The 24,996-nt window shown below is 67.3% G+C and carries 24 protein-coding genes; 16 read left to right on the top strand and 8 right to left on the bottom strand.

Annotation, left to right across the window (positions count from 1 at the left end):
• Positions 1 to 17 precede the first annotated feature (17 nt).
• From ACIPK7_RS28885 to ACIPK7_RS28860, 6 genes are all read left to right on the top strand, one after another.
• Positions 18 to 821 carry an AraC family ligand binding domain-containing protein gene (locus tag ACIPK7_RS28885; RefSeq protein ID WP_401091764.1) on the top strand — a complete coding sequence of 268 codons (804 nt, stop codon included), beginning with the start codon at positions 18 to 20 and terminating at the stop codon, positions 819 to 821.
• A gap of 43 nt (positions 822 to 864) precedes the next feature.
• Positions 865 to 1,512, top strand: a complete 648-nt coding sequence (locus tag ACIPK7_RS28880; RefSeq protein WP_401091762.1) for a LysE family translocator — start codon at positions 865 to 867, stop codon at positions 1,510 to 1,512.
• Positions 1,513 to 1,740: 228 nt separating this feature from the next.
• Complete coding sequence (locus ACIPK7_RS28875; RefSeq protein WP_401091760.1) at positions 1,741 to 2,541, top strand: alpha/beta fold hydrolase; 801 nt, start codon at positions 1,741 to 1,743, stop codon at positions 2,539 to 2,541.
• A 9-nt stretch (positions 2,542 to 2,550) separates the two neighbouring features.
• The gene (locus ACIPK7_RS28870) at positions 2,551 to 3,411 is read left to right on the top strand and encodes an alpha/beta fold hydrolase (RefSeq protein ID WP_401091758.1); all 861 of its coding nucleotides are present in this window, start codon (positions 2,551 to 2,553) and stop codon (positions 3,409 to 3,411) included.
• Positions 3,412 to 3,494: 83 nt separating this feature from the next.
• Positions 3,495 to 4,382, top strand: coding sequence for a DUF4892 domain-containing protein (locus ACIPK7_RS28865; RefSeq protein ID WP_401091756.1), 888 nt, complete (start codon positions 3,495 to 3,497; stop codon positions 4,380 to 4,382).
• 89 nt (positions 4,383 to 4,471) lie between these two features.
• Complete coding sequence (locus ACIPK7_RS28860) at positions 4,472 to 5,527, top strand: AI-2E family transporter (RefSeq protein ID WP_401091754.1); 1,056 nt, start codon at positions 4,472 to 4,474, stop codon at positions 5,525 to 5,527.
• 169 nt (positions 5,528 to 5,696) lie between these two features.
• Here the strand turns inward: ACIPK7_RS28860 and ACIPK7_RS28855 are convergent, their stop codons facing one another.
• The 5 genes from ACIPK7_RS28855 to ACIPK7_RS28835 all read right to left on the bottom strand — a co-directional run bounded on the left by ACIPK7_RS28855 (position 5,697) and on the right by ACIPK7_RS28835 (position 10,554).
• A complete protein-coding gene (locus tag ACIPK7_RS28855; RefSeq protein WP_401091752.1) occupies positions 5,697 to 6,974 on the bottom strand; it encodes a CynX/NimT family MFS transporter in 1,278 nt (425 codons plus the stop codon).
• 42 nt (positions 6,975 to 7,016) lie between these two features.
• A complete protein-coding gene (locus ACIPK7_RS28850; RefSeq protein WP_401091750.1) occupies positions 7,017 to 7,664 on the bottom strand; it encodes a FadR/GntR family transcriptional regulator in 648 nt (215 codons plus the stop codon).
• 126 nt (positions 7,665 to 7,790) lie between these two features.
• The gene (gene xopAW / locus ACIPK7_RS28845; RefSeq protein WP_401091748.1) at positions 7,791 to 8,579 is read right to left on the bottom strand and encodes a XopAW family type III secretion system calcium-binding effector; all 789 of its coding nucleotides are present in this window, start codon (positions 8,577 to 8,579) and stop codon (positions 7,791 to 7,793) included.
• A gap of 108 nt (positions 8,580 to 8,687) precedes the next feature.
• Positions 8,688 to 9,818 (bottom strand): sensor histidine kinase, encoded by a 1,131-nt coding sequence (locus ACIPK7_RS28840; protein WP_401091746.1) that lies wholly within the window; start codon positions 9,816 to 9,818, stop codon positions 8,688 to 8,690.
• Positions 9,799 to 10,554 carry a response regulator gene (locus ACIPK7_RS28835; protein ID WP_401091744.1) on the bottom strand — a complete coding sequence of 252 codons (756 nt, stop codon included), beginning with the start codon at positions 10,552 to 10,554 and terminating at the stop codon, positions 9,799 to 9,801. The genes ACIPK7_RS28840 and ACIPK7_RS28835 overlap by 20 nt, the downstream gene beginning before the upstream one ends.
• A gap of 320 nt (positions 10,555 to 10,874) precedes the next feature.
• Here ACIPK7_RS28835 and kdpF point away from each other — a divergent pair, with 320 nt between their 5' ends.
• The 6 genes from kdpF (at position 10,875) to ACIPK7_RS28805 (ending at position 19,017) form a co-directional block, all read left to right on the top strand.
• Positions 10,875 to 10,964 (top strand): K(+)-transporting ATPase subunit F, encoded by a 90-nt coding sequence (gene kdpF / locus ACIPK7_RS28830; protein WP_009618573.1) that lies wholly within the window; start codon positions 10,875 to 10,877, stop codon positions 10,962 to 10,964.
• Positions 10,965 to 10,972: 8 nt separating this feature from the next.
• Positions 10,973 to 12,667 carry a potassium-transporting ATPase subunit KdpA gene (gene kdpA / locus ACIPK7_RS28825; protein ID WP_192433887.1) on the top strand — a complete coding sequence of 565 codons (1,695 nt, stop codon included), beginning with the start codon at positions 10,973 to 10,975 and terminating at the stop codon, positions 12,665 to 12,667.
• A 12-nt stretch (positions 12,668 to 12,679) separates the two neighbouring features.
• Positions 12,680 to 14,740 (top strand): potassium-transporting ATPase subunit KdpB, encoded by a 2,061-nt coding sequence (kdpB, locus tag ACIPK7_RS28820; protein ID WP_401091742.1) that lies wholly within the window; start codon positions 12,680 to 12,682, stop codon positions 14,738 to 14,740.
• A gap of 171 nt (positions 14,741 to 14,911) precedes the next feature.
• Positions 14,912 to 15,460 (top strand): potassium-transporting ATPase subunit KdpC, encoded by a 549-nt coding sequence (kdpC, locus tag ACIPK7_RS28815; protein WP_192433883.1) that lies wholly within the window; start codon positions 14,912 to 14,914, stop codon positions 15,458 to 15,460.
• Between the two features lie 166 nt (positions 15,461 to 15,626).
• The gene (locus ACIPK7_RS28810) at positions 15,627 to 18,284 is read left to right on the top strand and encodes an ATP-binding protein (RefSeq protein ID WP_401091740.1); all 2,658 of its coding nucleotides are present in this window, start codon (positions 15,627 to 15,629) and stop codon (positions 18,282 to 18,284) included.
• 40 nt (positions 18,285 to 18,324) lie between these two features.
• Entirely contained in the window at positions 18,325 to 19,017 is a 693-nt protein-coding gene (locus tag ACIPK7_RS28805) for a response regulator (protein WP_401091778.1), read from the top strand.
• Positions 19,018 to 19,525: 508 nt separating this feature from the next.
• Here the strand turns inward: ACIPK7_RS28805 and ACIPK7_RS28800 are convergent.
• The gene (locus ACIPK7_RS28800) at positions 19,526 to 20,563 is read right to left on the bottom strand and encodes a patatin-like phospholipase family protein (protein ID WP_192433879.1); all 1,038 of its coding nucleotides are present in this window, start codon (positions 20,561 to 20,563) and stop codon (positions 19,526 to 19,528) included.
• A gap of 108 nt (positions 20,564 to 20,671) precedes the next feature.
• On the opposite strand from ACIPK7_RS28800, the gene selD reads away from it, so the two are divergent.
• Positions 20,672 to 21,706, top strand: a complete 1,035-nt coding sequence (gene selD / locus ACIPK7_RS28795; protein ID WP_401091738.1) for a selenide, water dikinase SelD — start codon at positions 20,672 to 20,674, stop codon at positions 21,704 to 21,706.
• Positions 21,706 to 22,806: a tRNA 2-selenouridine(34) synthase MnmH gene (gene mnmH, locus ACIPK7_RS28790; RefSeq protein ID WP_192433875.1), complete on the top strand. Its 1,101-nt coding sequence runs from the start codon at positions 21,706 to 21,708 to the stop codon at positions 22,804 to 22,806. Before selD ends, mnmH begins: the two co-directional genes overlap by 1 nt.
• A gap of 241 nt (positions 22,807 to 23,047) precedes the next feature.
• On the opposite strand, the gene ACIPK7_RS28785 is transcribed toward mnmH, so the two are convergent.
• Entirely contained in the window at positions 23,048 to 23,395 is a 348-nt protein-coding gene (locus ACIPK7_RS28785; RefSeq protein ID WP_401091736.1) for a GFA family protein, read from the bottom strand.
• A 152-nt stretch (positions 23,396 to 23,547) separates the two neighbouring features.
• On the opposite strand from ACIPK7_RS28785, the gene ACIPK7_RS28780 reads away from it, so the two are divergent.
• Positions 23,548 to 23,826 (top strand): hypothetical protein, encoded by a 279-nt coding sequence (locus ACIPK7_RS28780; protein WP_192433871.1) that lies wholly within the window; start codon positions 23,548 to 23,550, stop codon positions 23,824 to 23,826.
• 77 nt (positions 23,827 to 23,903) lie between these two features.
• Entirely contained in the window at positions 23,904 to 24,512 is a 609-nt protein-coding gene (locus ACIPK7_RS28775) for a flavin reductase family protein (protein ID WP_401091734.1), read from the top strand.
• Between the two features lie 24 nt (positions 24,513 to 24,536).
• Here ACIPK7_RS28775 and ACIPK7_RS28770 read toward each other — a convergent pair whose 3' ends face one another.
• The gene (locus ACIPK7_RS28770; protein ID WP_401091733.1) at positions 24,537 to 24,911 is read right to left on the bottom strand and encodes a hypothetical protein; all 375 of its coding nucleotides are present in this window, start codon (positions 24,909 to 24,911) and stop codon (positions 24,537 to 24,539) included.
• Between the last annotated feature and the right edge of the window lie 85 nt (positions 24,912 to 24,996).

Raw genomic sequence — 24,996 nt, 5'->3', positions numbered from 1 at the left:
GCCGGTAAAGTAGGCCTATGGAACGCATCGAACACCACAGCAGCGGCTTGCCCGGCGTCCGTTTCATCGACGCCGAGTACCGCCGTTTCGCCTTTCCCCGGCATTTTCATCTCGACTATCACGTCGGGCTGATGCTGGACGGCTGCCAGCGCTACACCCATCGCGGTGAGCGCTCGCTGGCCGGGAATGGCGACATCCTGCTGATGAGCCCCGAGAGCATTCACGACGGTTCCAGTGAGGGCGAGGACGGCTACCGCATCCGCGTGCTGTCCATTGATCCGCAGTGGCTGGACGACGCCTGCCGCGCCTTCAGCGATGGCCGCCAGGGCGCGCCGCGCCTGACTGCCGCGCAGCTGCGCGACCCGCTGCTGCAGGTCGAGCTGCAACGCGCCCACGCCCTGATGCTGGGCGGCGAGCGGCTGGCGCAGGAAGGCCAGCTCTGGCAGGCGTTGGCCGCGCTGCTGGAGCGCGCTTCCAGCCTGCGCATCCGCGAACCGGGGCAGGGCTTCGATGTGCCGACCTGGGCGCGTATACGCGAGTGGCTGGAATCGCGCCTGGAGACCCCGCCAACCCTGGAAGAGATCGCCGAGTTCTGCGACCTCAGTCCCTGGCAGGTGCTGCGCCGCTTTCGCCACCAGTGTGGATTGCCGCCGCACCAGTGGCTCACCCAACTGCGCCTGGAACGCGCGCTGCCACGGGTGATCAAGGGCCAGCCGCTGTCGGAGATCGCCCTGAGCCTGGGCTTCTATGACCAGGCGCACTTCAGCCGCCTGTTCCGCCGTACCTACGGATTACCGCCCGCGCGACTACGCCAGCGCTGATCCCCCCAAAAATCCCGTTTCATTCCCACTGGAGAATCCCGCCATGCAGGAGGTTCACGCCTTGCTCATGCTCACCGCCGTGTTCGCGGTCGCCCTGGTCAGTCCCGGCCCGGACGTCGCGCTGGTGGTGCGCACCTCGCTGCACCAGGGCCGTCGCGCCGGGGTGCTAAGCGCCCTGGGGCTGGCCAGCGGCATCCTGGTCCACGGCACCCTGGTGCTGACCGGCGTGTCGTTGCTGCTCAGCCGCTCGCCGCTGCTGTTCAACGCACTGCAACTGGTAGGTGCGGCTTACCTCGGCTGGCTCGGCATCGGCGCACTGCGCGCGCTGCGCAAGCCGGGCGGGGCGGGGCGTATCGACGGCGAGTTGTCCGCATCGAAGCTTGGCCCGTGGCTGCGCGGGCTGGCGACCAACCTGTTCAACCCCAAGGCGCTGGTGTTCTTCCTCGCACTGCTGACGAGCCTGATCCCGGTGGACATGTCCGTGCCTGGTAAGGTTTCGGTGGCAGCGATGCTGTTCGTAATCGGCTTCGCCTGGTTCAGCCTGCTCAGCATCCTCCTCACCCGGCCGTTGTGGCAGCGGCGGTTACTGCGAGCCGTTCCGGCCATCGATGGCGCGTGCGGGGTGGTGTTCCTGCTGGTGGCGGGCGGCATCCTGTTCAGCGTGGTGAACCACGCGACGCATTGGGTGTGAAGGGGGATGGCGGATAACTTGTTCCAAGTTATGCGCCCTACGGTGGCGCCCTCGTAGGGCGCATAACGCGGCACGCGTTATCCGCCGCAAGGCACGCGAACCAAGGTAAACGCGCCGGAGCGCCATGGAGTTTGGCCGTAGTGCCGTCATTCGCGGGAGTGCGGGTCATTGCCGCGCCCCCGGTGCTGTCGGAAAATTCAGGCTGTCATTCCCCTGAGTTCACGCAGCATGTCGCAAGCGGTCTTCTTCGCCCACGCCAATGGCTTCCCCTCGGGGACCTACGGCAAGTTGTTCGATGCCCTGGAGCCGGATTACCGGGTCCATCGGCTGGACATGCACGGCCATGACCCGCGCTTCCCGGTGAACGCCAACTGGGAAAACCTGGTGGAAGAGTTGCTGCATCACCTCGAAGCGCTGGACGAGCCCGTGTGGGGCGTCGGCCATTCCCTCGGTGGCGTGCTGCATTACCACGCGGCGCTGCGCAAACCCGAGCTGTACCGCGGCGTGGTGATGCTCGACTCGCCGTTGCTGACGCTGGCCGACCAACTGGTGATCCGCGTCGCCAAGCGCTTCGGCTTCATCGACCGGCTGACGCCAGCCGGCCGCACGCTCGGCCGCCGCGAGGACTTCGGCGACTTCGCCGAGGCGCTGGAATACTTCGCCGGCAAGCCGCTGTTCAAGCGCTTCGACCGCGACTGCCTGGAGGCCTACGTGCGCCACGGGCTGGCGCCGGTCGACGCGCGGGGCCTGCGGCTGAAGTTCGACCCGGCCACCGAAATCTCCATCTACCGCAACGTGCCGCATACCGCTCCGGGTCGCGCCACGCAATTGGCCGTGCCGCTGACTATGGTGCGCGGTCGCCACAGCCGCGTGGTATTGCCACATCATGCCCGCCTGATCGGCCGCGTCCCCATGGGCGAGAGCCTGTCGCTGCCGGGTGGCCACATGTTCCCGCTGGAGCGCCCGCAGGACACCGCCGCGCTGCTCAAGACCGTCTTTGCCCGCTGGCAACAGCGCGCCAACGCCTAAGGAAACGCCATGACCGCCAAAGTCCAGGAAATCCGCCTGAACCTGCCGCACATCGAGCTGGCCGCGCACCTCTTCGGCCCGGAAGACGGGCGTCCGGTGATCGCCCTGCACGGCTGGCTGGACAACGCCATGAGCTTCGCCCGCCTGGCGCCCAAGCTCGAAGGCGTGCGCATCCTCGCCCTGGACTTCGCCGGTCACGGCCATTCCGGCCACCGTGCTCCGGGGGCCAGCTACCTGCTGTGGGACTATGCGCTGGACGTACTGATGGTGGCCGACCAGATGGGCTGGGAGCGTTTCTCCCTGCTCGGGCATTCCATGGGGGCCATTGTCTCGGTGCTGCTGGCCGCTGCCATGCCTGAGCGTATCGAGCGCCTGGCACTGATCGACGGCCTGGTGCCCTACACCGGCGAGCCGGACACCTCGCCAAAGAAACTCGGCGAAGCGCTGCGTGCCCAGCTGGCGCTGCCGAACAAGCGCAAGCCGGTCTACGAAGCCATCGACCGCGCGGTGGAAGCGCGCATGAAGGGCGTTGGTGCGGTGAGCCGCGAGGCGGCGGAGCTGCTGGCCTCCCGGGGCCTGGTGCCGGTGCCCGGCGGCTACACCTGGCGCACAGACCCACGGTTGACGCTGCCCTCGCCGCTGCGCCTGACCCGCGCCCATGCGCGACAATTCGTCCAGTCCGTGCAGTGTCCTGCCAGCCTGGTGCTGGCGCAGCAGGGCCTGCTGATGGTCGAGCCGGCTTTGCGCGAAATGTTGAAGAGCCCGCCCTTCGCGGTCCACGAGCTGCCCGGCCAGCACCACCTGCACCTGGACGACGAGGTGGGCGCCGAGGCTGTTGCGGCGATATTTCGACCCTTCCTGCAGGCTTGAGGGAAACACCCCGTAGCGCCCTGCGGCTTGACTAAAGCGGGGCCGACCGCGACGCTGCACGGATCGCTTCAGGGAGATTGTGCATGCTCGACATCCAGACCGCCGCGCGCCAGGGGCCGGAACACCCTCACCTCGTCAGGACCGACGCGCACCGGATGTCACGGCTGCTCCGTACCTTGATCGCTGGCGGACTGCTTGGTTTCGCCAGCCTCGCCGGCGCCGCCGACCTGCCCGATAGCCACGACCTGGAGATCCTGCCGCGCTTCCCGCGTTCGGAGATCGTCGACTTCAACCAGGCTGCCAGCCAGGAACGCATCTACCCGCAGGGCTCGATCAGCCGCATCAGCGGGCGCCTGCGCATGGAAGGAGAGGTGCGCGCCATCGGTGACCTGACGGCCGTGACCTATCGCCTGCCCGACGAGGATTCCAGCCAGAGCGCCTTCGCCACCGCGCGCAAGGACCTGCTCAAGGCAGACGCCACGCCGCTGTTCTGGTGCGAGAGCCGCGATTGCGGCTCCAGCAACCTGCTGGCCAACTCCGTATTCGGCAACTCCAAGCTGTTCGGCCCCGACGAACAGCAGGCCTACCTGCTGGTGCGCCTCGCCGCGCCCCACGAGAACAGCCTGTTGGCCATTTACACCATCACTCGTGGCAACCGCCGCGCCTATCTGCACGCCGAACAACTGGACAGCACCGCCCTCGGCGAACTGCTGCCCAGCCCGGCAACCTTGATGCGTCTGCTCAAGGCCAACGGCGAGCTGACCCTCAGCCACGTGCCGCAGGAGCCGGGCGGCGCCTGGCTCGACCTGCTGGTGCGCACCTTGCGCCTGGACACTGGCGTGCGCGTCGAACTGGCCGGCCAGCATGCCGGTGACTGGCGCGCTGCGCTCACCGCTCAGGGCGTGCGCGATGCGCGTCTGGAGCAGGGCAAGGATGAGGGCGACGGTTTGCATCTGACCTGGTTGCGCTGATTTCCCTGAACTGATTCTCCAAGTTGAATATCCTACGTTGAGAACGGAAACGCCCTACACTGGGGCTTTCGAGCCAATCGGGGTGTCCAATGTTCGACAACGATCGCCTGTTGCTGCGCCTGCTGCTGCTCGGCCTGCTGGGCGCCAGTATCTGGGTGCTGCTGCCATTCTGGTCGGCGCTGTTCTGGGCCGCCGTGCTGGCCTTCGCCAGCTGGCCGCTGATGCGTCTGCTGACGCAGGCGTTGGGCGGTCGCCAGGCCGCAGCGGCGGGCCTGCTGACCCTCGGCTGGATCGTGCTGGTCGCACTGCCCCTGGTGTGGCTGGGTTTCGGCCTGGTGGATAGGGTGCGCGAAGGGGTCGAGTTGGTGAAGAACCTGCAGGTCGCCGGCCTGCCGCCGCCGCCGGAGTGGATGGCGCGAGTGCCGCTGATCGGCGACCGACTGATCGGCTGGTGGTATCAGGCCGACCAGCAGGGCGTAGCGATGTTCTCCGCGCTCAAACCGTACATGGGCGAGGTTGGTAACTGGGCCCTGGCGCGCAGCGCCAAGCTGGGCGCGGGTATCTTCGAACTGGTGCTGAGCCTGGTGCTGATCTTCTTCTTCTACCGCGATGGCCAGCGCCTGCAAGCGTTCGCCCACGGCGTGCTGGAACGCCTGATCGGCACCGCCGCGCAGCAGTACATGGACATCATCGCCGGCACCGTGCAGCGCGTGGTCAACGGCGTGATCGGCACAGCCGCCGCTCAGGCCGTGCTGGCTACCATCGGCTTTCTCATCGCCGGAGTGCCGGGTGCGCTGGTGCTCGGTCTGCTGACCTTCGTCTGCAGCCTGCTGATGGTGCCGCCGCTGGTGTGGGGCCCGGCCGTCATATGGCTGTTCTATCAGGAGAGCTACGGTTACGCGGTGTTCATGGCGATCTGGGGCTTCTTCGTGATCAGCGGCGTGGACAACATCCTCAAGCCCTACCTGATCAGCCGCGGCGGCAACCTGCCGCTGGTGGTGGTGCTGCTGGGCGTGCTCGGCGGGTTGCTCAGCTTCGGTTTCATTGGCCTGTTCCTCGGGCCGGTGCTGCTGGCAGTGGTGTACAACCTGGTCAGCGCGTGGGTGGCCAGTTCGCAGCGGCCTCCGCCGCCGCCTGTAGTTTGATGGGCCGAAGCGGGTGATGAAGCTTGCTCCGGCGTTCCCATGGAGCGCTGTTCGCGAGCAAGCTCGCTCCTACAGTGAAGTTCCTGCGTAGGGCGAATTACCCGGAACGGGTTATCCGCCGCCATGGCGATGACGCCTGGGGCGTCATGCGTCCTACGATCCGGCGACCTCAGATGTGCTGGCTCGTCACCTGCACCAGCTTGTCCCGCCCGGCGCCCAGGCCGAAGACGATCCCCGCTACCGTCACCACCACGAAGATCACCCCGGTCGCTGCCCAGCCGCCGGTGGCGTCGTGCACCACGCCGACCAGGAATGGCCCGCAGGCCGCCAGGGTGTAGCCCACGCCCTGGGCCATGCCGGAGAGGTTGGAAGCGACATGGGAGTCCGGTGAGCGCAGCACGATCAGCGCCAGAGCGATGCTGAAGGTACCTCCCTGGCCGAGACCGAGCACCACCGCCCAGCCCCAGATGCCAGAGAGCGGGGCGAACAGCAGGCCGAGCAGGCCGGCCAGGGTCAGGCCCATGACGATCACCACGGCGATGCGCTGGTCCTTGCCGCGGGTGGCCAGCCACGGCGCGGCGAGGGCGCTGAACAGCTGCACCATCACCGAGCCGGAGAGCACCAGGCCGGCTTCCACCGCGCTCAGGCCACGGTCGATGAGGATCGACGGCACCCAGCCGAAGACGATGTAGGCCAGCGACGATTGCAGGCCCATGTACAACGTCACCTGCCAGGCTAGCGGGTCGCGCCAAAGGCCCTTCACCTTGTACACCGCGCGATGGGCGTGGTGGTTCTGGCGGGTCTGCGGCAGCCAGATCGCTGCGGCAACCACGGCCGGGATCGCCCAGAACGCCAGCGCCACCTGCCAGTTGTTGTCCATCAGCTTGGCCAGCGGCACGGTGGCGCCGGCGGCGGTGGCAGCGCCCAGGCACAGGGCCATGGTGTAGACGCCGGTCATGGTCCCGGCGATGTGCGGGAAGTCGCGCTTGACGATGCCCGGCAGCAGCACGCCGATGATGCCGATGCTGGCGCCGGCCACCAGGCTGCCGAGGAACAGCCCGGCCACCGGGAACAGGCTGCGCAGGACGATGCCGCCGGCCAGAGTGAAGAGGATCAGCAGTACGGTGCACTCGGCGCCCAGACGCCGCGCGAGCATCGGCGCCAACGGCGCGAACAGGCCCAGGCAGAGCACCGGCAGGGTGGTCAGCAGGCCCGCAGCGGCAGCGGACAGACCGGTGCCGTCACGCACGGTGTTGAGCAGCGGCGACAGGCTGGAAAGCGCCGGGCGCAGGTTGATCGCCACCAGCACCAGGCCCATCAGCAACAGCCACGTGCGTTGCGGGTGCGGCGCAGCTTTCGCGTCATCGTCCTCGGCGTCGATCAGCAGTTCTTCGGGCGGACAGGACACCTTGTGCTCGGCGTCTTTCGGGTCATTGGGCAAGGACATGGTGGGCATTCCAGGGCAGCAGGCAGAAGAAAGAATTCAGAGTCAGATCAGCAGCGCGCGGTTCGCTTTTGCGGCTGCGTCGGCGTCGCCATGGGCAATGGCGTCCAGCAGCTCTCGGTGTAGTTCGAAGCTCGGTTGAGGCCGGTTCGGGTCGCTGATCGTGCGTTCCAGGCCGGCGCGGATGACCTGGGAGAAATAGCGGTACAGCTCGCTGAGCACCGGGTTGTGGGCGCTGTCCACCACACGCTGGTGGAAGGCCAGGTCGTGGGCGATGTATTCGTCCAGCGGGCCACCGTGATGCACGGCGGAGGACTCCAGCGCTTCGCGCAGGGCAGCGAGGTCGGCTTCGGTGCGGCGCTCGGCGGCCAGCCGGCTGGCCTCCACCTCGATGACGCCGCGCGCCTCGAGGGCCTGCTCCACCGAGCTGCGCGCCAGCACCAGCATGGTGTCCAGAGGGTTGGCGCAGGCGCGCACGTAGGTGCCGTCGCCCTGGCGAACTTCGAGCACGCCGGAGAAGGTCAGCACGCGCACCGCTTCGCGCACGGTATTGCGGCTGATACCCAGGGACTCAGCCAGTTCGGGTTCCGGTGGCAGGCGTTGGCCGAGCGGCCAGGTGCCGTCGTCGATACGCAGGCGGATCTGCTCGAGGGCGATGTCCACCAGCGAGCGCTTCTGAATAGGGCTTGGCATGGAAACATCCAATCATCGGATGAATTTGAAGGGGCCAAGATTAGGGCAGAGGTGGAGCGCTGGCAATGCGGGAAGACGAGGAGGCCGCCGGAGCGGGGGGCGCTCCGGCGGGGGCATCGACGCGAATCAGGCGGCGATGTTCACCAGGCTGCCACTGGTCACCTGGAGGGCGGTGACTTCGCCGCTCTGGTACTGCTTGAGCAGGTTGGCCACCAGCTTCTGGTAGGCGGCGCCGGTGTTGGCGCTGGTCGAGGAGGCGCTGGAGGCGGTGGTCGTCGCGCTGTCCGAGGCAGTGCTGCAGGAGTCGTCGGACGAGCCGCTGGAGGCCGAAGCCGGCGGGGGCGGCGGCGGGCCGTCGGGGCGTTGGGCCTGCAGCGCGCTGGAAAGCTCCTCGCTGCTGATGGAGCCGCTGCCGTCGGCATCGAGCTGGCTGAACAATTCGCTCAGGCGCTCGCTGTCGTCGTCGCTGCTACCCAGGGCGGAAAGCTCGTCACTGCTGATGCTGCCATCTCCGTCGCTGTCCAGGGCGCTGATCAGGTCTTCTGCGGAGTCGCCCATGCCCATGCCGCCTATGCCGCTGGGCGGTGGGGGAGGCGGGGGCATGGCCGCTGCCAGTTCGTCCTGGGCGATGCCGCCGCTGCTGTCGCTGTCCAGCTCGCTGAGCAGGGCGTCGATGTCGATGTCGCTGCTGTCCGAGTCATCGCTGGAGGATAGCGCGCTGGTCAGTTCGTCCTTGCTGATGCTGCCGTCGCCATCGCTGTCGATGGACTTGAACAGGTCTTCCTGGAATTTCGCCGCGCCCTGGGAACCGCCAGTGCTGCCGCTCTGCGTGGCAGTGGTGCTGCTGGCGGTCTGGGTCCGGGCGAGCGAGCTGGTGTAGTAGCTCGCATAGCTGCTGCTCACGCCGCTGATCATGGGAGAGTCTCCGTGGTGGCCAAAGCGGAGGGTTCTCCGCTGATGAGAGCCTCGTGCCCGCCTGTGTCGCGGGTTTGTGCGCTTTGTCAGCTGGCGGCTACAACGGCGTTACGCTGTTGTGCTTCTGGGCAGGCGCAGCACGGCGGTGGCGCCGCCGCCCGGGGTTTCCTCGAAGAACAGGTCGCCGCCCTGGCGCCGCGCGGCATCGCGGGCGATGGAAAGGCCCAGGCCGACGCCGCCGGAGTTGCGGTTGCGTGAGCCTTCCAGGCGGAAGAACGGTTCGAACACCTGCTCGCGCAGCTCGGCAGGAATGCCGGGGCCGTGGTCGCGGACGCGGATTTCCACTTCGCGGGTGCCGTCGCGCAGTTCGATGCTGACATCGCCGGCGTAGCGCAGGGCGTTGTCCAGCAGGTTGTTCAGGCACGAACGTAGCGCCATCGGCTGGACCTTGAGCGGCGCGCAGTAGCCTTCCACGCCGACGTCGGCGCCGCGTTCGCAGGCGTCTTCGGCGAGGGAGTCGGCCAGCGCCTTCACGTCGAACCACTGCAGCGGCTCGGTGGCACGTTCCTGCTGCAGGTAATGCAGGGTGGAGTCGAGCATGCCGATCATCTCGGCCAGGTCCTGGCCGATGCGCGTGCGCAGTTGCGGGTTGTCGATTTCCTCGACGCGCAGGCGCAGCCGCGACAGCGGGGTGCGCAGGTCATGGGAGACTGCCACCAGCATGCGGCTGCGTTGCTGCACCTGTTCGCGGATGCGTTCGCGCATGCGGTTGAAGGCGTGGGCGGCCTGGCGCGCTTCGCGCGGGCCGGTTTCCGGCAGCGGCGGGCTGTCCAGGTCCTCGGAGAGGCGCAGCGCGGCGTCGCCCATGCGCTGCACCGGGCGGGCGAGCAGGCGGGCGCCGATGCCGGCGGCGAGGATCAGGGCCAGCAGCTGGAAGGCGAACGGCGCGCTCCAGAACGGCAGGCGCGGCGGCGGGGGAGGCGGCGGGCGAAAACCCTCGGGGCCCGGCGCGAAACCTTGCGGCGGCGGACCCCGCTCGAAGCCCTGCCCTGGCGGCGGGGGCGGCGGCATGTCGGGCCGGTGTGGGCCGTAATGGTGGAACCAGGCGAAGGCCAGCAGGTGCGCGACCACGATGGCCAGCAGGAACACCCCGAACAGCCGGGCGAACAGGCTGTCGGCGCGCTCCAGGGGTTTTTCCTTCGCGCGCTCGGGCGCGGACTCAGGCGATATCGCGGACATCGAACAGGTACCCTTCGCCACGCACGGTCTTGATCAGCCGGGGCGAGCGCGGATCGTCGCCGAGCTTCTGCCGCAGGCGCGAGACCAGCAGGTCGATGCTGCGGTCGAAGGCCTCGATGGTGCGGCCCCGGGCCGCGTCCAGCAGCAGTTCGCGGTTGAGCACCCGCCGTGGGCGTTCGAGGAACACCCAGAGCAGGCGGAATTCAGCGTTGGACAGCGGCACCACCAGACCATCGGGCGCATGCAGTTGGCGCAGCACACTGTCCAGGCGCCACTGGTCGAAGCGCACCTGGGCGCGCGGTTCGCCGCGGGTGCCTTCCTCACTGGTGAGGCTGGTGCCGCGCACGCGCCGCAGGATGGTCTGGATGCGCGCTACCAGTTCCCGCGGCTCGAAGGGCTTGGCCATGTAGTCGTCGGCGCCCAGTTCCAGGCCGATGATGCGGTCCGCCGGCTCGCAGCGGGCGGTGAGCATGAGGATCGGGATGTCCGACTCGGCCCGCAGGTAGCGGCACAGGGACAGGCCGTCTTCGCCGGGCAGCATCAGGTCCAGTACCACCACGTCGAAGCTTTCGTTCTCCAGCGCGCGGCGCATTTCGACGCCGTCGGCGACGCCGTGGGTTTCGATGTTGAAGCGCGCGAGGTAGCCGCAGAGCAGTTCGCGGATCGGCTCGTCGTCGTCCACCAGCAGGGCACGGGTAGTCCAGCGGCGTGGGTCGTCGGTAGGGGTCGGGTACATGAAGAAACCTGTCGCGGGAAAACGTGGGGCAGGATGGCCAGGGGCCGCCAGGGCATGCGACGCGCGCATGCTAACCCGTCATCGCGTGCGCGGGCCATGGTCGGCGAGGCTGCGGTGTGCGGGTGTCGCCAGCGTGTCCGCTCTGTATCGGGCTCGATACAAAGTCTTCCGATCACCGCGCCAGAGCGGTTTTTTACGCTTTCTTTATGCCGCCCGCCGGGGCCGGGAATCGCTCCTTTACGCGCAGCTTGCGGAAAATTTCCGTCAGGCGGCAACGGCCGCCCAAGCGATGGAGTTGCCCGCGTGAGGAGAAAGAAACCATGAGCGTGCTCGACGGTGTGTCACTGGTCCTGGCCACGGGACTGTTCATCTACCTGCTGGTGGCGCTGCTGCGCGCCGACCGTTCCTAGGAGTGGCCATGAACAGCCATGACGTATTGCTGATCGTCGCCTTCCTGGCGCTGGTGCTGGTGCCGGCGCCGTTCCTCGGGCGCTTCTATTACAAGGTGATGGAGGGGCAGCGCACCTTCCTCAGTCCGCTGTTCCTGCCGGTGGAGCGGGCAATCTACCGCGCGTGCGGCATCCACCCCGAAGATGAGCAGGACTGGAAGAGCTACACCCTGGCCCTGCTGGCGTTCAACCTGGTGGGGCTGGCGCTGTTGTTCGCCATCCTCATGCTGCAGGGGCTGCTGCCGCTCAACCCGCAGCACCTGCCGGGCCTGGAGTGGACGCTGGCGTTCAACACCGCGGTGAGCTTCGTCACCAACACCAACTGGCAGGCATACAGCGGCGAGGCTTCGCTGAGCTACCTGAGCCAGATGCTCGGCCTGACCGTGCAGAACTTCGTCAGCGCTGCCGTCGGCCTGGCCGTGCTGGTGGCGCTGGCACGTGGCATTTCGCGCAAGTCGACGAACAACCTGGGCAACTTCTGGGTCGACCTGACCCGTGCCACCCTCTACGGGCTGATCCCGCTGTGCCTGCTGCTGGCGCTGCTGCTGGTCTGGCAAGGCGTGCCACAGACCTTCCTCGACTATGCCCACGCGCTGACCGTGCAGGGCGCCGACCAGTCCATCCCGCTGGGCCCGGCGGCCAGTCAGATCGCTATCAAGCAACTGGGCACCAACGGCGGCGGCTTCTTCGGCGTGAACTCGGCGCATCCGTTCGAGAACCCGACCATCTGGAGCAACCTGTTCGAGGTCGTCTCGATCATCCTGATCCCGGCCGCGCTGGTGTTCACCTTTGGCCACTACGTGAAGGACCTGCGCCAGAGCCGCGCCATCCTCGGCTGCATGCTGGTGCTGTTCGCCCTCGGCCTGGGTGTATCGCTGTGGGCCGAGTACCAGCCGAACCCTGCGCTCAGCGCGCTGCCGGTGGAACAGGTCGCTCCGCTGGAAGGCAAGGAGAGCCGCTTCGGCACCACCGCCAGCGTGCTCTGGTCGGTGACCACCACGGCGGCCTCCAACGGCTCGGTGAACGCCATGCATGACAGCCTCAACCCGCTGTCGGGCATGGTCGCGATGCTCAACATGATGGTCGGCGAAGTGATCTTCGGCGGCGTCGGTGCGGGCCTCTACGGCATGCTGCTGTTCGTCCTGGTGGCAGTGTTCCTCGCCGGCCTGATGGTCGGCCGCACCCCGGAATACCTCGGCAAGAAGCTCGAAGCCCGCGAAGTGCGCCTGCTGGTGGCGACCCTGCTGGTGATGCCGGTCGGCGTGCTGGTGCTCGGCGCCATCGCCGCCAGCCTGCCGGGCCCGGCCTCGGCGGTGAGCAACCCCGGTGCCCACGGCTTCAGCCAACTGCTCTACGCCTACACCTCGGGCACCGCGAACAACGGTTCGGCCTTCGGCGGCTTCGGCGCCAACACCCCGTTCCACAACCTGATGATCGCCCTGGCCATGCTGATCGGCCGCTTCGGCTACATCCTCCCGGTGCTGGCGATCGCCGGCAGCCTGGCGGCGAAGAAGGCCACGCCGGTCGGCCCCAACAGCTTCCCGACCCACGGCCTGCTGTTCGTCAGCCTGCTGACCGCCACCATCCTGCTGGTGGGCGGCCTGAACTTCCTGCCAACGCTGGTGCTGGGCCCGGTGGCCGATCACCTGACGCTTGGCTTCTGAGGAGCTGCCTCCATGAATGCGAAAACCCAGGAACTGGCCCTGAACAAGGCCGTCGAAAAACGCCCGACCACCGCGCTGTCGGCCCTGTGGAAGCCGGCGCTGGTGCAGGCCTTCGTCAAGCTCGACCCGCGCCAGCTGCAACGCTCGCCGGTGATGCTGGTGGTGGCGATGACCGCCGTGCTGACCACCGTGCTCTGTGTGGTGGGCGGTGAGTCGGTGCCCACCTTCGTCGCCGTGCAGATCGCCGTGTGGCTGTGGTTCACCGTGCTTTTCGCCAACTTTGCCGAGGCTCTCGCCGAGGGCCGCGGCAAGGCCCGCGCCGACAGCCTCAAGGCCGGCACCCAGGGTCTGCAGGCCATGCGCCGGACTGCCAGCGGCAACTTCGAGAAAGTCGCCGCCAGCAGCCTGCGCAAGGGTGACGTGGTGCGTGTCGAAGCCGGTGAACTGATCCCCGGCGACGGCGAGGTGATCGAAGGCGTGGCGGCGGTCAACGAGGCCGCCATCACCGGCGAATCCGCGCCGGTGATCCGCGAATCCGGCGGCGACCGCTCAGCCGTGACCGGCAACACCCGGCTGGTTTCCGACGCTCTGCTGGTGAAGATCACCGCCAACCCCGGCGAATCCACCCTTGACCGCATGATCGCCTTGGTGGAGGGCGCCAAGCGCCAGAAAACCCCCAACGAGGTAGCGCTGGACATCCTGCTGATCGGCCTGACGCTGATCTTCCTGCTGGTGGTCGTCACCCTGAAGCCCTTCGCCCTGTTCGTCGGCGGCAACCTGCCGCTGGTGTTCCTGGTGGCGCTGCTGGTGACACTGATTCCCACCACCATCGGCGGGCTTCTTTCGGCTATCGGCATCGCCGGCATGGACCGCCTGGTGCGCCTGAACGTCATCGCCAAGTCCGGCCGCGCCGTGGAGGCAGCGGGCGACGTGCACGTGCTGATGCTCGACAAGACCGGCACCATCACCTTCGGCAATCGCCGCTGCAGCGCGCTGCACACCGCTCCTGGCGTGCAGCCGCTGGAGCTGGCCGAGGGCGCGTTCCTCGCCTCGCTGGCTGACGACACGCCGGAGGGCAAATCCATAGTGGAGTTCTTGAGGGCGCAGATCATCCTGCCGGAGCCGGACCGCAACCGCGTGACTCCGGTGGCCTTCAGTGCCGAGACGCGCCTGTCGGGCATCAACATCGACGGCCACGTGTACCGCAAGGGCGCGGTGGACGCTGCGCTGGCCTTTATCGGTATGGATCGTGCGCAGATGCCCGAAACCCTCGCCAAGGAGATCGAGCGCATCGCCCAGAGTGGCGGCACGCCGCTGCTGGTGGTGGCCGACGGCAAGCTGCTGGGCGCTATCCACCTGAAGGACGTGGTCAAGCCGGGCATCCGCGAGCGTTTCGCCGAGCTGCGCCGCATGGGCATCCGCACCGTGATGGTGACCGGCGACAACCCGCTGACCGCTGCCGCCATCGCCGCCGAAGCGGGCGTGGACGACGTGATCGCCGAAGCCACGCCGGAGAAGAAGCTGGCGCGCATTCGCCAGGAGCAGGGCGAGGGCCGTATGGTCGCCATGTGCGGCGACGGCGCCAACGATGCCCCCGCGCTGGCGCAGGCCGATGTCGGCATGGCCATGAACGACGGCACCCAGGCCGCCCGTGAGGCCGCCAACCTGGTGGACCTGGACAGCGACCCGACCAAGCTGCTGGACGTGGTGCAGGTGGGCAAGGAACTGCTGGTGACCCGTGGCGCGCTGACCACCTTCTCGGTGGCCAACGACGTGGCCAAGTACTTCGCCATCCTTCCTGCGCTGTTCGCCGGCATCTACCCGCAACTGGGCGTACTCAACGTGATGAAACTGGCCAGCCCGCAGAGCGCCATCCTCTCGGCCATCGTGTTCAACGCGCTGATCATCGTCGCGCTGATCCCCCTGGCCCTGCGCGGCGTGCGCGTGCAGGCCAGCGACGCTTCGCAGCTGCTGCGGCGCAACCTGCTGATCTACGGCGTGGGTGGGCTGGTGGCACCGTTCGTGGGGATCAAGGTGATTGACATGATTCTGGTGGGCGTAGGCCTGGCCTAAGGCACGCGGCTTCCCCCTCACCCTAACCCTCTCCCGGAGGGAGAGGGGACCGTTCGGAGTGATCGGGAAGCACCGATCTCGCCGGATACGCCGAACTACTCCCTCTCCCTCTGGGAGAGGGCTGGGGTGAGGGCAATCCCTCGCTCCGAACCTGACAAGAGGAACACGAACATGCTCAACCAACTCCGCCCCGCCATCGCCTCGCTGGTACTGCTCAGCGCCGTCACCGGCGTCGCCTATCCGCTGGCCGTCACCGGCATCGCCCAGGTCGCCTTCCACGACCAGGCCAACGGCAGCCTGGTCCGCGATGACCAGGGCAACGTGCGCGGCTCGGCACTGATCGCGCAGAAATTCGACGGCGCCCAGTGGTTCCATTCGCGCCCCTCGGCCGGCGACTTCGCCACCGTCTCCAGCAGCGCCAGCAACCTCGCACCCGGCAACCCGGCGCTGGTCGAACGCATCGCCAAGGATGCCGCCGCCCAGCAGATCGGTGCGCAACCGGTGCCGCTTGCGCTGGTTACCACCTCCGGCAGCGGGCTCGACCCGCAACTGCCGCGCGCCGCCGCGCTGTACCAGGTGCCGCGTATCGCCCTGGAGCGTGGCGTACCGGCGGCGAGCCTGGAGAAACTGGTGGAAGCCAACACCGAACGCCCGCTGATCGGCCCCGCCGTGGTCAACGTGCTGGCGCTGAACATGGCTCTGGCCAGCCTGCCTCGCTAGACTCCAGCGCCAGTACCGACGTCTGCCGCGGCACGAGGAAAAACGCCGGGCCGTCCATTGGCAGAGGACGGCTCCTTCTCCCTCTGGGAGAGGGTTGGGGTGAGGGTTTCCTGCAGTCTCATTCCACCCATGAAACGAGCGCCCGGAGCGCTCCGAGGATAGCCCCATGACCGACCCCAACCGTGCCGACGCCCTCCTGGCCGACCTGCCCCCCATGGGCCGTGGCCGCCTCAAGGTATTCCTTGGCGCCGCGCCGGGGGTTGGCAAGACCTACGCCATGCTGCTGGCCGCGCAGAGCCAGTTGCGCCAGGGCGTGAAGTTGCGCGTCGGCGTCGTCGAAACCCACGGCCGCGCCGAGACCGAAGCCTTGCTCGCTGGCCTGCCGCAGCAGGCGCTCAAGCGCTCGGTCTACCGGGGTATCACCCTGGAGGAAATGGACCTCGACGGCCTGCTCGGCGACCCGCCGGCCCTGGCGCTGGTGGACGAACTGGCCCACAGCAACGCCCCCGGCAGCCGTCACGCCAAGCGCTGGCAGGACATCCAGGAGCTGCTCTCCGCCGGCATCGACGTCTACACCACGGTCAACGTCCAGCACCTGGAAAGCCTCAACGACCAGGTGCGCGATATCACCGGCGTGCAGGTGCGCGAAACCGTGCCCGACTGGGTATTGCAGGAAGCCTTCGAACTGCTGCTGGTGGACCTGCCGCCGCGCGAGCTGCTGGAGCGCCTGCGCGAGGGCAAGGTCTACGTGCCCGAACAGGCGCGCGCCGCCATCGATGCCTTCTTCAGCCAGACCAACCTCACCGCGCTGCGCGAACTGGCCATGCAGACCGCCGCCGCGCGGGTCGATGCCGACCTTGCCCATCGCTATCGCCAGCAGGGTGGCGAGGCGCCGGCCGTGCGCGGGCGCCTGCTGGTGGGGGTGGACGGTGAGCACAACGCCGAGCGGCTGGTGCGCCACGCCTGCCGCGTGGCCGAGCGCCGGCACCTGCCCTGGTCGCTGGTGCATTTGGATACCGGCGATGCGCGCAGCGAAGAGTCGCGCATGCAACTGCAGAACGCCCAGCAACTGGCCGAGCGCCTGGGCGGCGACGTGGTGGAACTACGCGGTGGCGAAGTCGCGCGCACCCTCGTCGAGCACGCCAAGGAGCGCCGAGCTACCTTGCTGCTGGTCGGCCGTTCGCGCCAGCGTTGGTATCGCCAGCTGTTCGGCGGCGGTCTTGCGGCGCGCCTGCTGCGCCTGGGCGACGGGCTGGAGATCAGCGTGCTCGACAGCGAGGCTGACCTCGCACCGCCCAAGACCCGCCCGCAAACGTCCTGGCCCTGGGGCAACTACCTGCTCGCCACGCTGGCAGCCGGCTGCGCCAGCGCTCTGGCTTGGGCAGTGGCCAGCGTGCTGGAGCTGCCGAACATCTCCCTGGTGTTCCTTGCCGCCGTTCTGCTGGTGGCGGTGCGCAGCAGCCTCGGCCCGGCGCTGGCCTGCGCGGTGCTGTCGTTCCTGGCCTACGATTTCCTGTTCATTCCGCCGCATTTCTCCTTTTCCATCCAGCGCGAAGAAGACGTGCTGACCCTGCTGTTCTTCCTGCTCATGGCCGGCCTCACCGGCAACCTCGCGGCTCGCCAGCGCCGGCAACTACAGGCGCTGCGCGAGACCCAGGAAGAGACCAGCCAGATGCTCGATCTGTCGCGCAAGCTCACCGCCGCCACCGACCGTCAGGCGGTGATGGCCGCCGCCGCGCAGCAACTGGGCGGCTGGGACGGGCTGGATATCTGCCTGCTCGGCCGGGTCAACGGCGAGTGGAAACTGGAGGGCGGCCTCAACCGCGCGCTGGAGGACCAGGAGCGCGCCGCCGCCGATTGGGCCTGGCAGCACGTCCAGCCCGCCGGCCTGGGTACCGGCACGCTGCCGGGCGGGCGCTGGTGGTGGTGGCCGCTGTCCGGCGAGGACGGCCCGCTGGCGCTGCTCGGGGTCAGCCCGCGTGATTCGCAGCCTTTGTCCGGGTCGCGCCGTCGACTGCTGGCTGCTCTCGGCCAACCGCTGGCGCAGGCATTGGCCCGTGCGCGTCTCGCCGAAGACCTCGAAGCCGCGCGCCTGCATGGCGAAACCGAACAACTGCGCAGCGCGCTGCTGGCCTCGGTCAGCCATGACCTGCGCACGCCGCTGACTTCCATGCGCGGCGCCATCGACAGCCTTCTGGCCCTGGGCGATGCCATCCCGCCGCCGGATCGCCGCGAACTGCTGGAAAGCACCCGTGATGAGGCCGAGCGCCTGGACCGTTACATCCAGAACCTGCTGGACATGACCCGCCTCGGCCACGGCGGCCTGAAGCTGTCGCGCGACTGGGTGTCGCCCGGCGACATCGTCGGCAGCGCGCTCAATCGCCTGCGCGCGGTGGTCGCTCCGTACCGCGTGGAAACACGCGTAGCGCCGGAGCTGCCGCTGCTCTACGTGCATGCCGCGCTGATCGAACAGGCGCTGGTCAACGTGCTGGAAAACGCTGCGCGCTTCTCGCCACCGCAAGGCCGCCTGCGGGTGGCGGTGGAGCAGGGTGACGAGGAATTGCGCTTCCTGGTCAGCGACGAAGGGCCGGGCATTCCGCCGGCGGAGCGCGAGAAGATCTTCGACATGTTCTACACCGCCGCGCGTGGTGATCGCGGCGGCCAGGGCACCGGGCTGGGCCTGGCGATCTGCCAGGGCATGGTTGGCGCCCACGGCGGGCGGATCACCGTCGAGGACGGCATCGACGGGCGCGGTACCACCCTCGTGCTGCACCTGCCGCTGCAGCAGCAGCCGGACCTGGAGCAGCTTGATGCTGCTGTCTGAAAGGCTCAAGCTGGACGCCCCCAGCCAGCCCGGACTGCCGATGAACGCCAGCGCCGCCACGATTCTGGTCGTCGACGACGAACCGCAGATCCGCAAGTTCCTCCGCATCAGCCTCAGCGCCGGTGGCTACAAGGTGCTCGAAGCCGGCACCGGCGAAGAAGGTTTGGCCCAGGCGGCACTGGGCCGCCCGGACTTGGTGGTGATCGACCTCGGCCTGCCGGACAAGGACGGCCAGGAGGTGCTGCGCGAACTGCGCGAGTGGTCGCAGGTGCCGGTGCTGGTGCTCTCGGTGCGCGCCAGCGAAAGCGAGAAGGTGCTGGCGCTGGACAGCGGCGCCAACGACTATGTGACCAAGCCCTTCGGCATCCAGGAATTCCTCGCGCGTATCCGCGTGCTGCTGCGCCAGGGCGCCAGTGGCGAGACGCAGGAGGCGGTGGTCGCGGTGGGGCCGCTGAGTGTGGATTTCTCCTATCGGCGCGTATTGCTCGATGGTGAGGAAGTGTCCCTGACCCGCAAGGAATACGCAGTGCTCTCGACCCTTGCGCGACACGTTGGCCGGGTGGTGACCCAGCAGCAATTGCTCAAGGACATCTGGGGGCCGACGCATACCGAGGACACGCACTATCTGCGGGTGGTGGTCGGCCACCTGCGGCAGAAGCTCGCCGATGATCCGGCGACACCGCGGTTTATCGTGACCGAGGCGGGGGTTGGTTATCGGTTGCGCGAGGGCTGATACGCGACGTACGTTCCCGCGTAGGAGCGGATTCCGTCCGCGATGTGTGTGCCGCGCGCTTTTGTTTCCCGCGTCGCGCCGCCGTGCGCGCTGGCATCCTGTTTCGCCCCCTCGGGCGACCTACTTTGCCAAACGACGCAAAGTAGGCAAAGGTCTTGCCCCAATCATCCGGTTTTTCGCTTGGGGCGAAAAATTCCCTCGTTGAATCGAAGTTTCAGGGGCACGCTTCGAAGGGCCATCCCTGGCCCATCGCAGCTCTCGCGACATCCATGTCGCTCAACCCCTGAAACTCCGCTTCAACGAGGCCTCCTGAACGGGGCAGTCGGAGTGCGCGGATATTTCTCTGGAAGTCTTCAAGAGCCAAAGCCAAAGCCAAAGCCAAAGCCAAAGCCAAAGCCGAAGCCGGATCAATGCGCACGCTCTTCGTAGGAGCGAGCTTGCTCGCGAACCGCCCAAAGTCGAAACCTGCCCGCGATTCATCGCTCTTGTCGGAAGAGCACCAGCCCGATCAGTAAGGATTCTCCGCCTCATACCGATCCAGCGTATCGCTGGCGATCTGCCGGCCGAGGGCGATGAGTTCGGGGGCCTTGTAGAACTCGAAGAAGCGGCAAACGCGCTTGGGCACGTTGATCAGGATGTCCGGCGGGTAGCCGGCGATCTTGTATTGCGCCAGCGAGGTCTGCATCACCTCGAAGCTCTGGTTCACCAGTTCCAGCAGCGAGGCCGGGCTGCTGCTGTCGATCACGTGGCTGCCGGTGGCCGAGCGGGGCGAGCCCTTGGCCTGCGGTGCGGCGGCCGGTTGCTGCATTTCCGGTTCGGCGGGTTCTTCCGACGTAGCCGGCACCGGGTGGAGCAGGGCGTCGGCGATCAGTTCCGGCGGCGGTTCGACTTCGCCGCGGCGGAAGAAGCTCAGCTTGTTCGACAACCCCGAGATCACCGAATCGAAGCGGCCCTTGAGCGCCGCCGGGCGCTCGATCACCGGCAGCGAATACTGGCGCTGGTTGGTGGCATTGAGGTTGACCGCGACGATCAGGTCGGCGTGGGTCGAGACCACCGGGACGATCGGCAGCGGGTTGAGCAGGCCGCCGTCCACCAGCATGCGGGTACCCTGCATGACTGGAGTGAACAGGCTGGGGATCGCCGCCGAGGCGCGCATGGCCTGGTGCAGGCAACCTTCCTGGAACCAGATTTCCTGCTGGTTGGTGAGGTCGGTGGCCACCGCCGTGTAGGGGATCGGCAGCTGTTCGATGTCGATCTCGCCGAGAATTTCGTGGATCTTGCCGAATACCCGCTCACCTCGAATGGCGCCGAGACGGAAGCTGACGTCGAGCAGGCGCAGCACGTCGAGGTAGTCCAGGCTTTCCACCCAGTCGCGGTACTCGCCCAGCTTGCCGGCAGCGTAGATGCCGCCGATCACTGCGCCCATGGAGCAGCCGGCGATACACACCACCTCATAGCCGCGCCGTTCGATCTCCTCGATCACTCCGATATGCGCATAACCGCGCGCGCCGCCGGAACCGAGTACCAGCGCGATCTGTTTTGACATGGGGCAACTCCGCGTGACGAACCCTGCGACGATACGCCGTGGGCAGCGGCCGCGCCAAGCCGGGCTTTGCTAGAATCGCCGTTTGATTTCCCTGCCCGGAGCCTCCCGATGAGCGAACCGATCCGCCTGACCCAGTACAGCCACGGTGCCGGCTGTGGCTGCAAGATTTCCCCCAAGGTCCTGGAGGTCATCCTCGCGGGCAGCGGCGCGCAGAACCTCGGCCCCAAGCTGTGGGTCGGCAACGCCTCGCGCGATGACGCCGCCGTCTACGAAATCGATGCCGAGCGCGGCGTGGTGTCGACCACCGACTTCTTCATGCCGATCGTCGACGATCCCTTCGACTTCGGCCGTATCGCCGCCACCAACGCCATCAGCGACATCTACGCCATGGGCGGTGACCCGCTGATGGCCATCGCCATCCTCGGCTGGCCGGTGAATGTGCTGGCGCCGGAGATCGCCCGCGAAGTGATCGCTGGCGGCCGCAAGGTCTGCGACGAAGCCGGCATCCCGCTGGCTGGTGGGCACTCCATCGATGCCCCCGAGCCGATCTTCGGGCTGGCCGTCACCGGGCTGGTGGAGAAGCGCTTCATGAAGCGCAACGACACCGCCACCGCCGGCTGCAAGCTGTACCTGACCAAGCCGCTGGGCATCGGCATCCTCACCACCGCCGAGAAGAAGGCCAAGCTGCGCGCCGAGGACGTGGGCGTTGCCCGCGACTGGATGTGCACCCTGAACAAGCCCGGCGCGCGCTTCGGCAAGCTCGATGGGGTGAAGGCGATGACCGACGTCACCGGTTTCGGCCTGCTCGGCCACCTGGTGGAAATGGCCGACGGCAGCGGCCTGACCGCGCGTGTTCGCTACGGTGCCGTGCCGCGTCTGGCCAGCGTCGAGTATTACCTTGAAGCCGGTTGCGTGCCCGGCGGGACCCTGCGCAACTTCGACAGCTACGGCGAACGTATTGCGCCGTTGCCCGAACTGCACAAGCTGCTGCTGTGCGACCCGCAGACCAGCGGTGGTTTGCTGGTGGCGGTGGAGCCGGACGGCGAGGCGCAATTCCTAGCCACGGCGAAGGAGCTGGGCATGGACCTGGCGCCCATCGGCGAACTGGTCGGCCGACAGAGTCACGCGGTCGAGGTGATGTGATGCGCGACAACACCCGCCACTACCGCGAACTGTTCCTCGGCGATGTGAAGATGATGGACGTGCGTGCCCCGGTCGAATTCGACAAGGGCGCGTTCCCCAATGTGATCAACCTGCCGCTGATGAACGACATCGAGCGGCAGAAGGTCGGCACCTGCTACAAGCAGAATGGCCAGCAGGCGGCCATCGCGCTGGGTCACGAGCTGGTCATGGGCAAGCTCAAGGCAGAGCGCATCGAGGCCTGGGCGAACTTCGCCAGGGCCAACCCCGAGGGTTACCTGTACTGCTTCCGCGGCGGGCTGCGTTCGCAGATCACCCAGCAGTGGCTGAAGACCGAAGCCGGCATTGACTACCCGCGCGTGGTCGGCGGCTACAAGGCGATGCGTGGTTTCCTCTTCGACACCACCCGTGCTGCCGTCGAGGAATGCCAGTTCGTGCTGGTGGGCGGCCTGACCGGCACCGGCAAGACCGAAGTCATCGCCCAGCTGGCCAACAGCCTGGACCTGGAAGGCCATGCCAACCACCGTGGCTCTGCCTTCGGCCGGCGCGCCACGCCGCAGCCGGCGCAGATCGACTTCGAGAACCGCCTAGCCATCGACATCCTGAAGAAGCGCCATGCCGGCACGGAGCAGTTCGTGCTGGAGGACGAAGGGCGCATCGTCGGCAGCTGCTCGGTGCCGCTGGAGCTTTATCAAGGCATGCAGCACTACCCGCTGGTGTGGCTGGAAGACAGCTTCGAGCAGCGCGTCGAGCGCATCCTCAAGGACTACGTGGTGAACCTGTGCGCCGACCATGTGCAGGTAGTGGGCGAGGAGGGCGGCTTCGACTCCTTCGCCGTGTACCTGCGCAAGAGCCTGTCCGGTATCGTCAAGCGCCTGGGCGGCGAGCGTTATCAGCGTCTGGCGGCGATCATGGATGAAGCCCTGGAGGAGCAGAAACGCAGCGGCGCAGTGGACCTGCACCGGGGCTGGATCGAAGGGCTGCTGGGTGAATACTACGACCCGATGTATGCCTTCCAGCGCGAGAGCAAGGGCGAGCGCGTGGAGTTCCGCGGCACCCAGGACGAGGTGGTGGAGTACCTGCGCTTCCGCGCCGAGCGCTGATCCCCGTACCCAGTAGGGCCGCAATTGGCACCGGTATCACGGCGGAGCACCGACGTAGGATGGGTGGAGCTTGCGATACCCATGCTGCTGCCGGTGCACGAGAACGATGGGTATCGCTGCGCTCCACGCCATCCTACGACTAGCTTTCAGTTTCGTAGGGCGCATATCGCGCCAGCGTTATCCGCCGTTATGCCATCGGCGGATAACCCGTTCCGGGTTATGCGCCCTACGAGCTGCAGCGTCACGCGCTCTTGCCGTCGTACTCCTTCACCGTCAGCTCGGCCAGGTCCACTCCCGGCAGGCAGCGCACGTTGATCGCCGCCATCGGCGTGCCGTCCGGCATGGCGCCGTAGGCCAGCGGCGCGCAGCCGCAGGTGGGGCAGAAACGGTGCTCGATGCGATGGGTGTTGAACGTATAGGTGCTCATCGCACTTTCAGGAGTCGTCAGCTTCAGCTTGCCACGCGGCACGAACCACAGGAGCGAGCCCTTGCGTCGGCAGATCGAGCAGTTGCATGACACGACTTCACCGACATCCCCTTCAACTTCGAACGCGATCTGCCCGCAATGGCAGCTGCCCTGATGCACCATGATCCTTCTCCTTGTCGGGATACCCCGTGGGCAAACAGTGTAGTAGTCGCTTGAACGTCATCCGTCCGGTGGCATACTGCGGCGCGGTCCGGCAGGCCTCTGCGCTGCGTTCTAAGCTGGATTCACCCCCGAATACTTCCAGGAGTTTCGTCATGCCGCGTATTCCCCTGATCATCGCCCTGCTGCTCGCCGTCGCCGGCTGCTCGGGCAAGACCGTCAACCGCGACAGTTGCGCCAACGAACTGAACGCCGCCTGGCACGAACTGGACCTGGCCAAGGCCGAAGGTTTCGCCGGCACTGTCAGCTACTCCAAGGCCGTCGGCCTGCTGACTGCCGCCAAGACCCAGCAGCAGGTCGAGGCCTACGACGGCTGCTCCGACAAGGCCAGCCGCGCGCGCTTCTACATCAAGGAATCCCGCGCCGGCCGCTGAGCCGTGTATCGCCGGGCCGCCTGAAGCGGCCCGCGCCTTTCCCACCGCATCGCCCGCCGTTCTGCCAGGATCAGCCCATGCAACTCGACTTTACCCAACTGTCCAAGGCCGAGGCCTACCGCTGGCTGGCCTCCACGGTCACCCCGCGGCCCATCGCCTGGGTCAGCACGCTGTCCAAGGATGGCCAGAGCAACCTCGCGCCGTTCAGCTTCTTCCAGGTCATCAGCGATTCGCCGCCGACCTTGCTGGTCAACACCAGCGTGCGTGAGGACGGCAGCGTCAAGGACACCCTGTGCAACGTGCGCGAGACCGGCGAGCTGGTGATCCACCTGGTCAGCGCCGACCAGGCCGAGAACATGAACGCCACCGCCGCCTGGCTGCCCCACGGCGTCAGCGAGATCGAGCAGGCCGGCATCGCCACCGTGCCCAGCGAGCGCGTGGCGCCGCCCCGTGTGGTCGGCGCGCCGGTGGCCTTCGAATGCCAGCTGGCGGAAATCATGCCGTACCCGGCGGACAACCCTTCCAGCATGCTGATCTTCGCCCGCGTGCTGCTGGCGCACATCGATGAATCGGTGATGCAGGACGAGCGCCATGTCGATCCGGCGAAGCTGGACCTGGTAGGGCGCCTGGGCGGCACCCAGTACAGCTACACCCGCGACACCTTCAGCATGATTCGCCCGAAGTAGGGCTTTGCGACTGGCGCTGCCTCGTCAGGCGAGTTCCAGCTCCAGGCCGAGCTGCCAGTGGACGCCGACCATGTGCGCCACGTCCAGCCGTTGGCCGAGCGCGAAGAGTTCCGAGAGCAGTGGGTCGCGGCGGTCGAATTCCAGCGTGCGGTCGTGAATCAGGCTGACGATGCCGCGCACCAGGCGCCAGCCGGTCCGGGTATCGAACCAGCCGTCCAGCCAATCGCCCTTGACCTCATCGCAGGCCAGCGGGCAGACGAAGCTGCGAATCGGTAATTGCCCGCGAGCCAGCAGCAGTGGGTCGAGGCGGCGCTGCTCGCGGTAAAGCTCCGGTAGTTGCAGTTCGCAGGCGAAATCCGCCAGCGGGAGCTGCAGGACCAGTTGGTAGTAGGCATTCATCCGAGCACCTGGAAAGAAAAGTCCGGTGTCGGAATCTGAACGATCAGGCTGTCAGCTCGCTGTCGGCGATTTCCGTATCTGGGCC

This window comes from Pseudomonas sp. NPDC086581 (assembly GCF_044746165.1).
Taxonomy (GTDB): Bacteria; Pseudomonadota; Gammaproteobacteria; order Pseudomonadales; family Pseudomonadaceae; genus Pseudomonas.
The sequence above is the reverse complement of the archived record's forward strand: the minus strand, read 5'-3'. Positions and strand labels throughout refer to the sequence as shown.

Bases quoted from the DNA above. Each gene is read 5' to 3' on its own strand.
- ACIPK7_RS28885 (WP_401091764.1), top strand. From the start codon at position 18: ATGGAACGCATCGAACACCACAGCAGCGGCTTGCCCGGCGTCCGTTTC.
- ACIPK7_RS28880 (WP_401091762.1), top strand. From the start codon at position 865: ATGCAGGAGGTTCACGCCTTGCTCATGCTCACCGCCGTGTTCGCGGTC.
- ACIPK7_RS28875 (WP_401091760.1), top strand. From the start codon at position 1,741: ATGTCGCAAGCGGTCTTCTTCGCCCACGCCAATGGCTTCCCCTCGGGG.
- ACIPK7_RS28870 (WP_401091758.1), top strand. From the start codon at position 2,551: ATGACCGCCAAAGTCCAGGAAATCCGCCTGAACCTGCCGCACATCGAG.
- ACIPK7_RS28865 (WP_401091756.1), top strand. From the start codon at position 3,495: ATGCTCGACATCCAGACCGCCGCGCGCCAGGGGCCGGAACACCCTCAC.
- ACIPK7_RS28860 (WP_401091754.1), top strand. From the start codon at position 4,472: ATGTTCGACAACGATCGCCTGTTGCTGCGCCTGCTGCTGCTCGGCCTG.
- ACIPK7_RS28855 (WP_401091752.1), bottom strand. From the start codon at position 6,974: ATGTCCTTGCCCAATGACCCGAAAGACGCCGAGCACAAGGTGTCCTGT.
- ACIPK7_RS28850 (WP_401091750.1), bottom strand. From the start codon at position 7,664: ATGCCAAGCCCTATTCAGAAGCGCTCGCTGGTGGACATCGCCCTCGAG.
- xopAW (WP_401091748.1), bottom strand. From the start codon at position 8,579: ATGATCAGCGGCGTGAGCAGCAGCTATGCGAGCTACTACACCAGCTCG.
- ACIPK7_RS28840 (WP_401091746.1), bottom strand. From the start codon at position 9,818: ATGTCCGCGATATCGCCTGAGTCCGCGCCCGAGCGCGCGAAGGAAAAA.
- ACIPK7_RS28835 (WP_401091744.1), bottom strand. From the start codon at position 10,554: ATGTACCCGACCCCTACCGACGACCCACGCCGCTGGACTACCCGTGCC.
- kdpF (WP_009618573.1), top strand. From the start codon at position 10,875: ATGAGCGTGCTCGACGGTGTGTCACTGGTCCTGGCCACGGGACTGTTC.
- kdpA (WP_192433887.1), top strand. From the start codon at position 10,973: ATGAACAGCCATGACGTATTGCTGATCGTCGCCTTCCTGGCGCTGGTG.
- kdpB (WP_401091742.1), top strand. From the start codon at position 12,680: ATGAATGCGAAAACCCAGGAACTGGCCCTGAACAAGGCCGTCGAAAAA.
- kdpC (WP_192433883.1), top strand. From the start codon at position 14,912: ATGCTCAACCAACTCCGCCCCGCCATCGCCTCGCTGGTACTGCTCAGC.
- ACIPK7_RS28810 (WP_401091740.1), top strand. From the start codon at position 15,627: ATGACCGACCCCAACCGTGCCGACGCCCTCCTGGCCGACCTGCCCCCC.
- ACIPK7_RS28805 (WP_401091778.1), top strand. From the start codon at position 18,325: ATGAACGCCAGCGCCGCCACGATTCTGGTCGTCGACGACGAACCGCAG.
- ACIPK7_RS28800 (WP_192433879.1), bottom strand. From the start codon at position 20,563: ATGTCAAAACAGATCGCGCTGGTACTCGGTTCCGGCGGCGCGCGCGGT.
- selD (WP_401091738.1), top strand. From the start codon at position 20,672: ATGAGCGAACCGATCCGCCTGACCCAGTACAGCCACGGTGCCGGCTGT.
- mnmH (WP_192433875.1), top strand. From the start codon at position 21,706: ATGCGCGACAACACCCGCCACTACCGCGAACTGTTCCTCGGCGATGTG.
- ACIPK7_RS28785 (WP_401091736.1), bottom strand. From the start codon at position 23,395: ATGGTGCATCAGGGCAGCTGCCATTGCGGGCAGATCGCGTTCGAAGTT.
- ACIPK7_RS28780 (WP_192433871.1), top strand. From the start codon at position 23,548: ATGCCGCGTATTCCCCTGATCATCGCCCTGCTGCTCGCCGTCGCCGGC.
- ACIPK7_RS28775 (WP_401091734.1), top strand. From the start codon at position 23,904: ATGCAACTCGACTTTACCCAACTGTCCAAGGCCGAGGCCTACCGCTGG.
- ACIPK7_RS28770 (WP_401091733.1), bottom strand. From the start codon at position 24,911: ATGAATGCCTACTACCAACTGGTCCTGCAGCTCCCGCTGGCGGATTTC.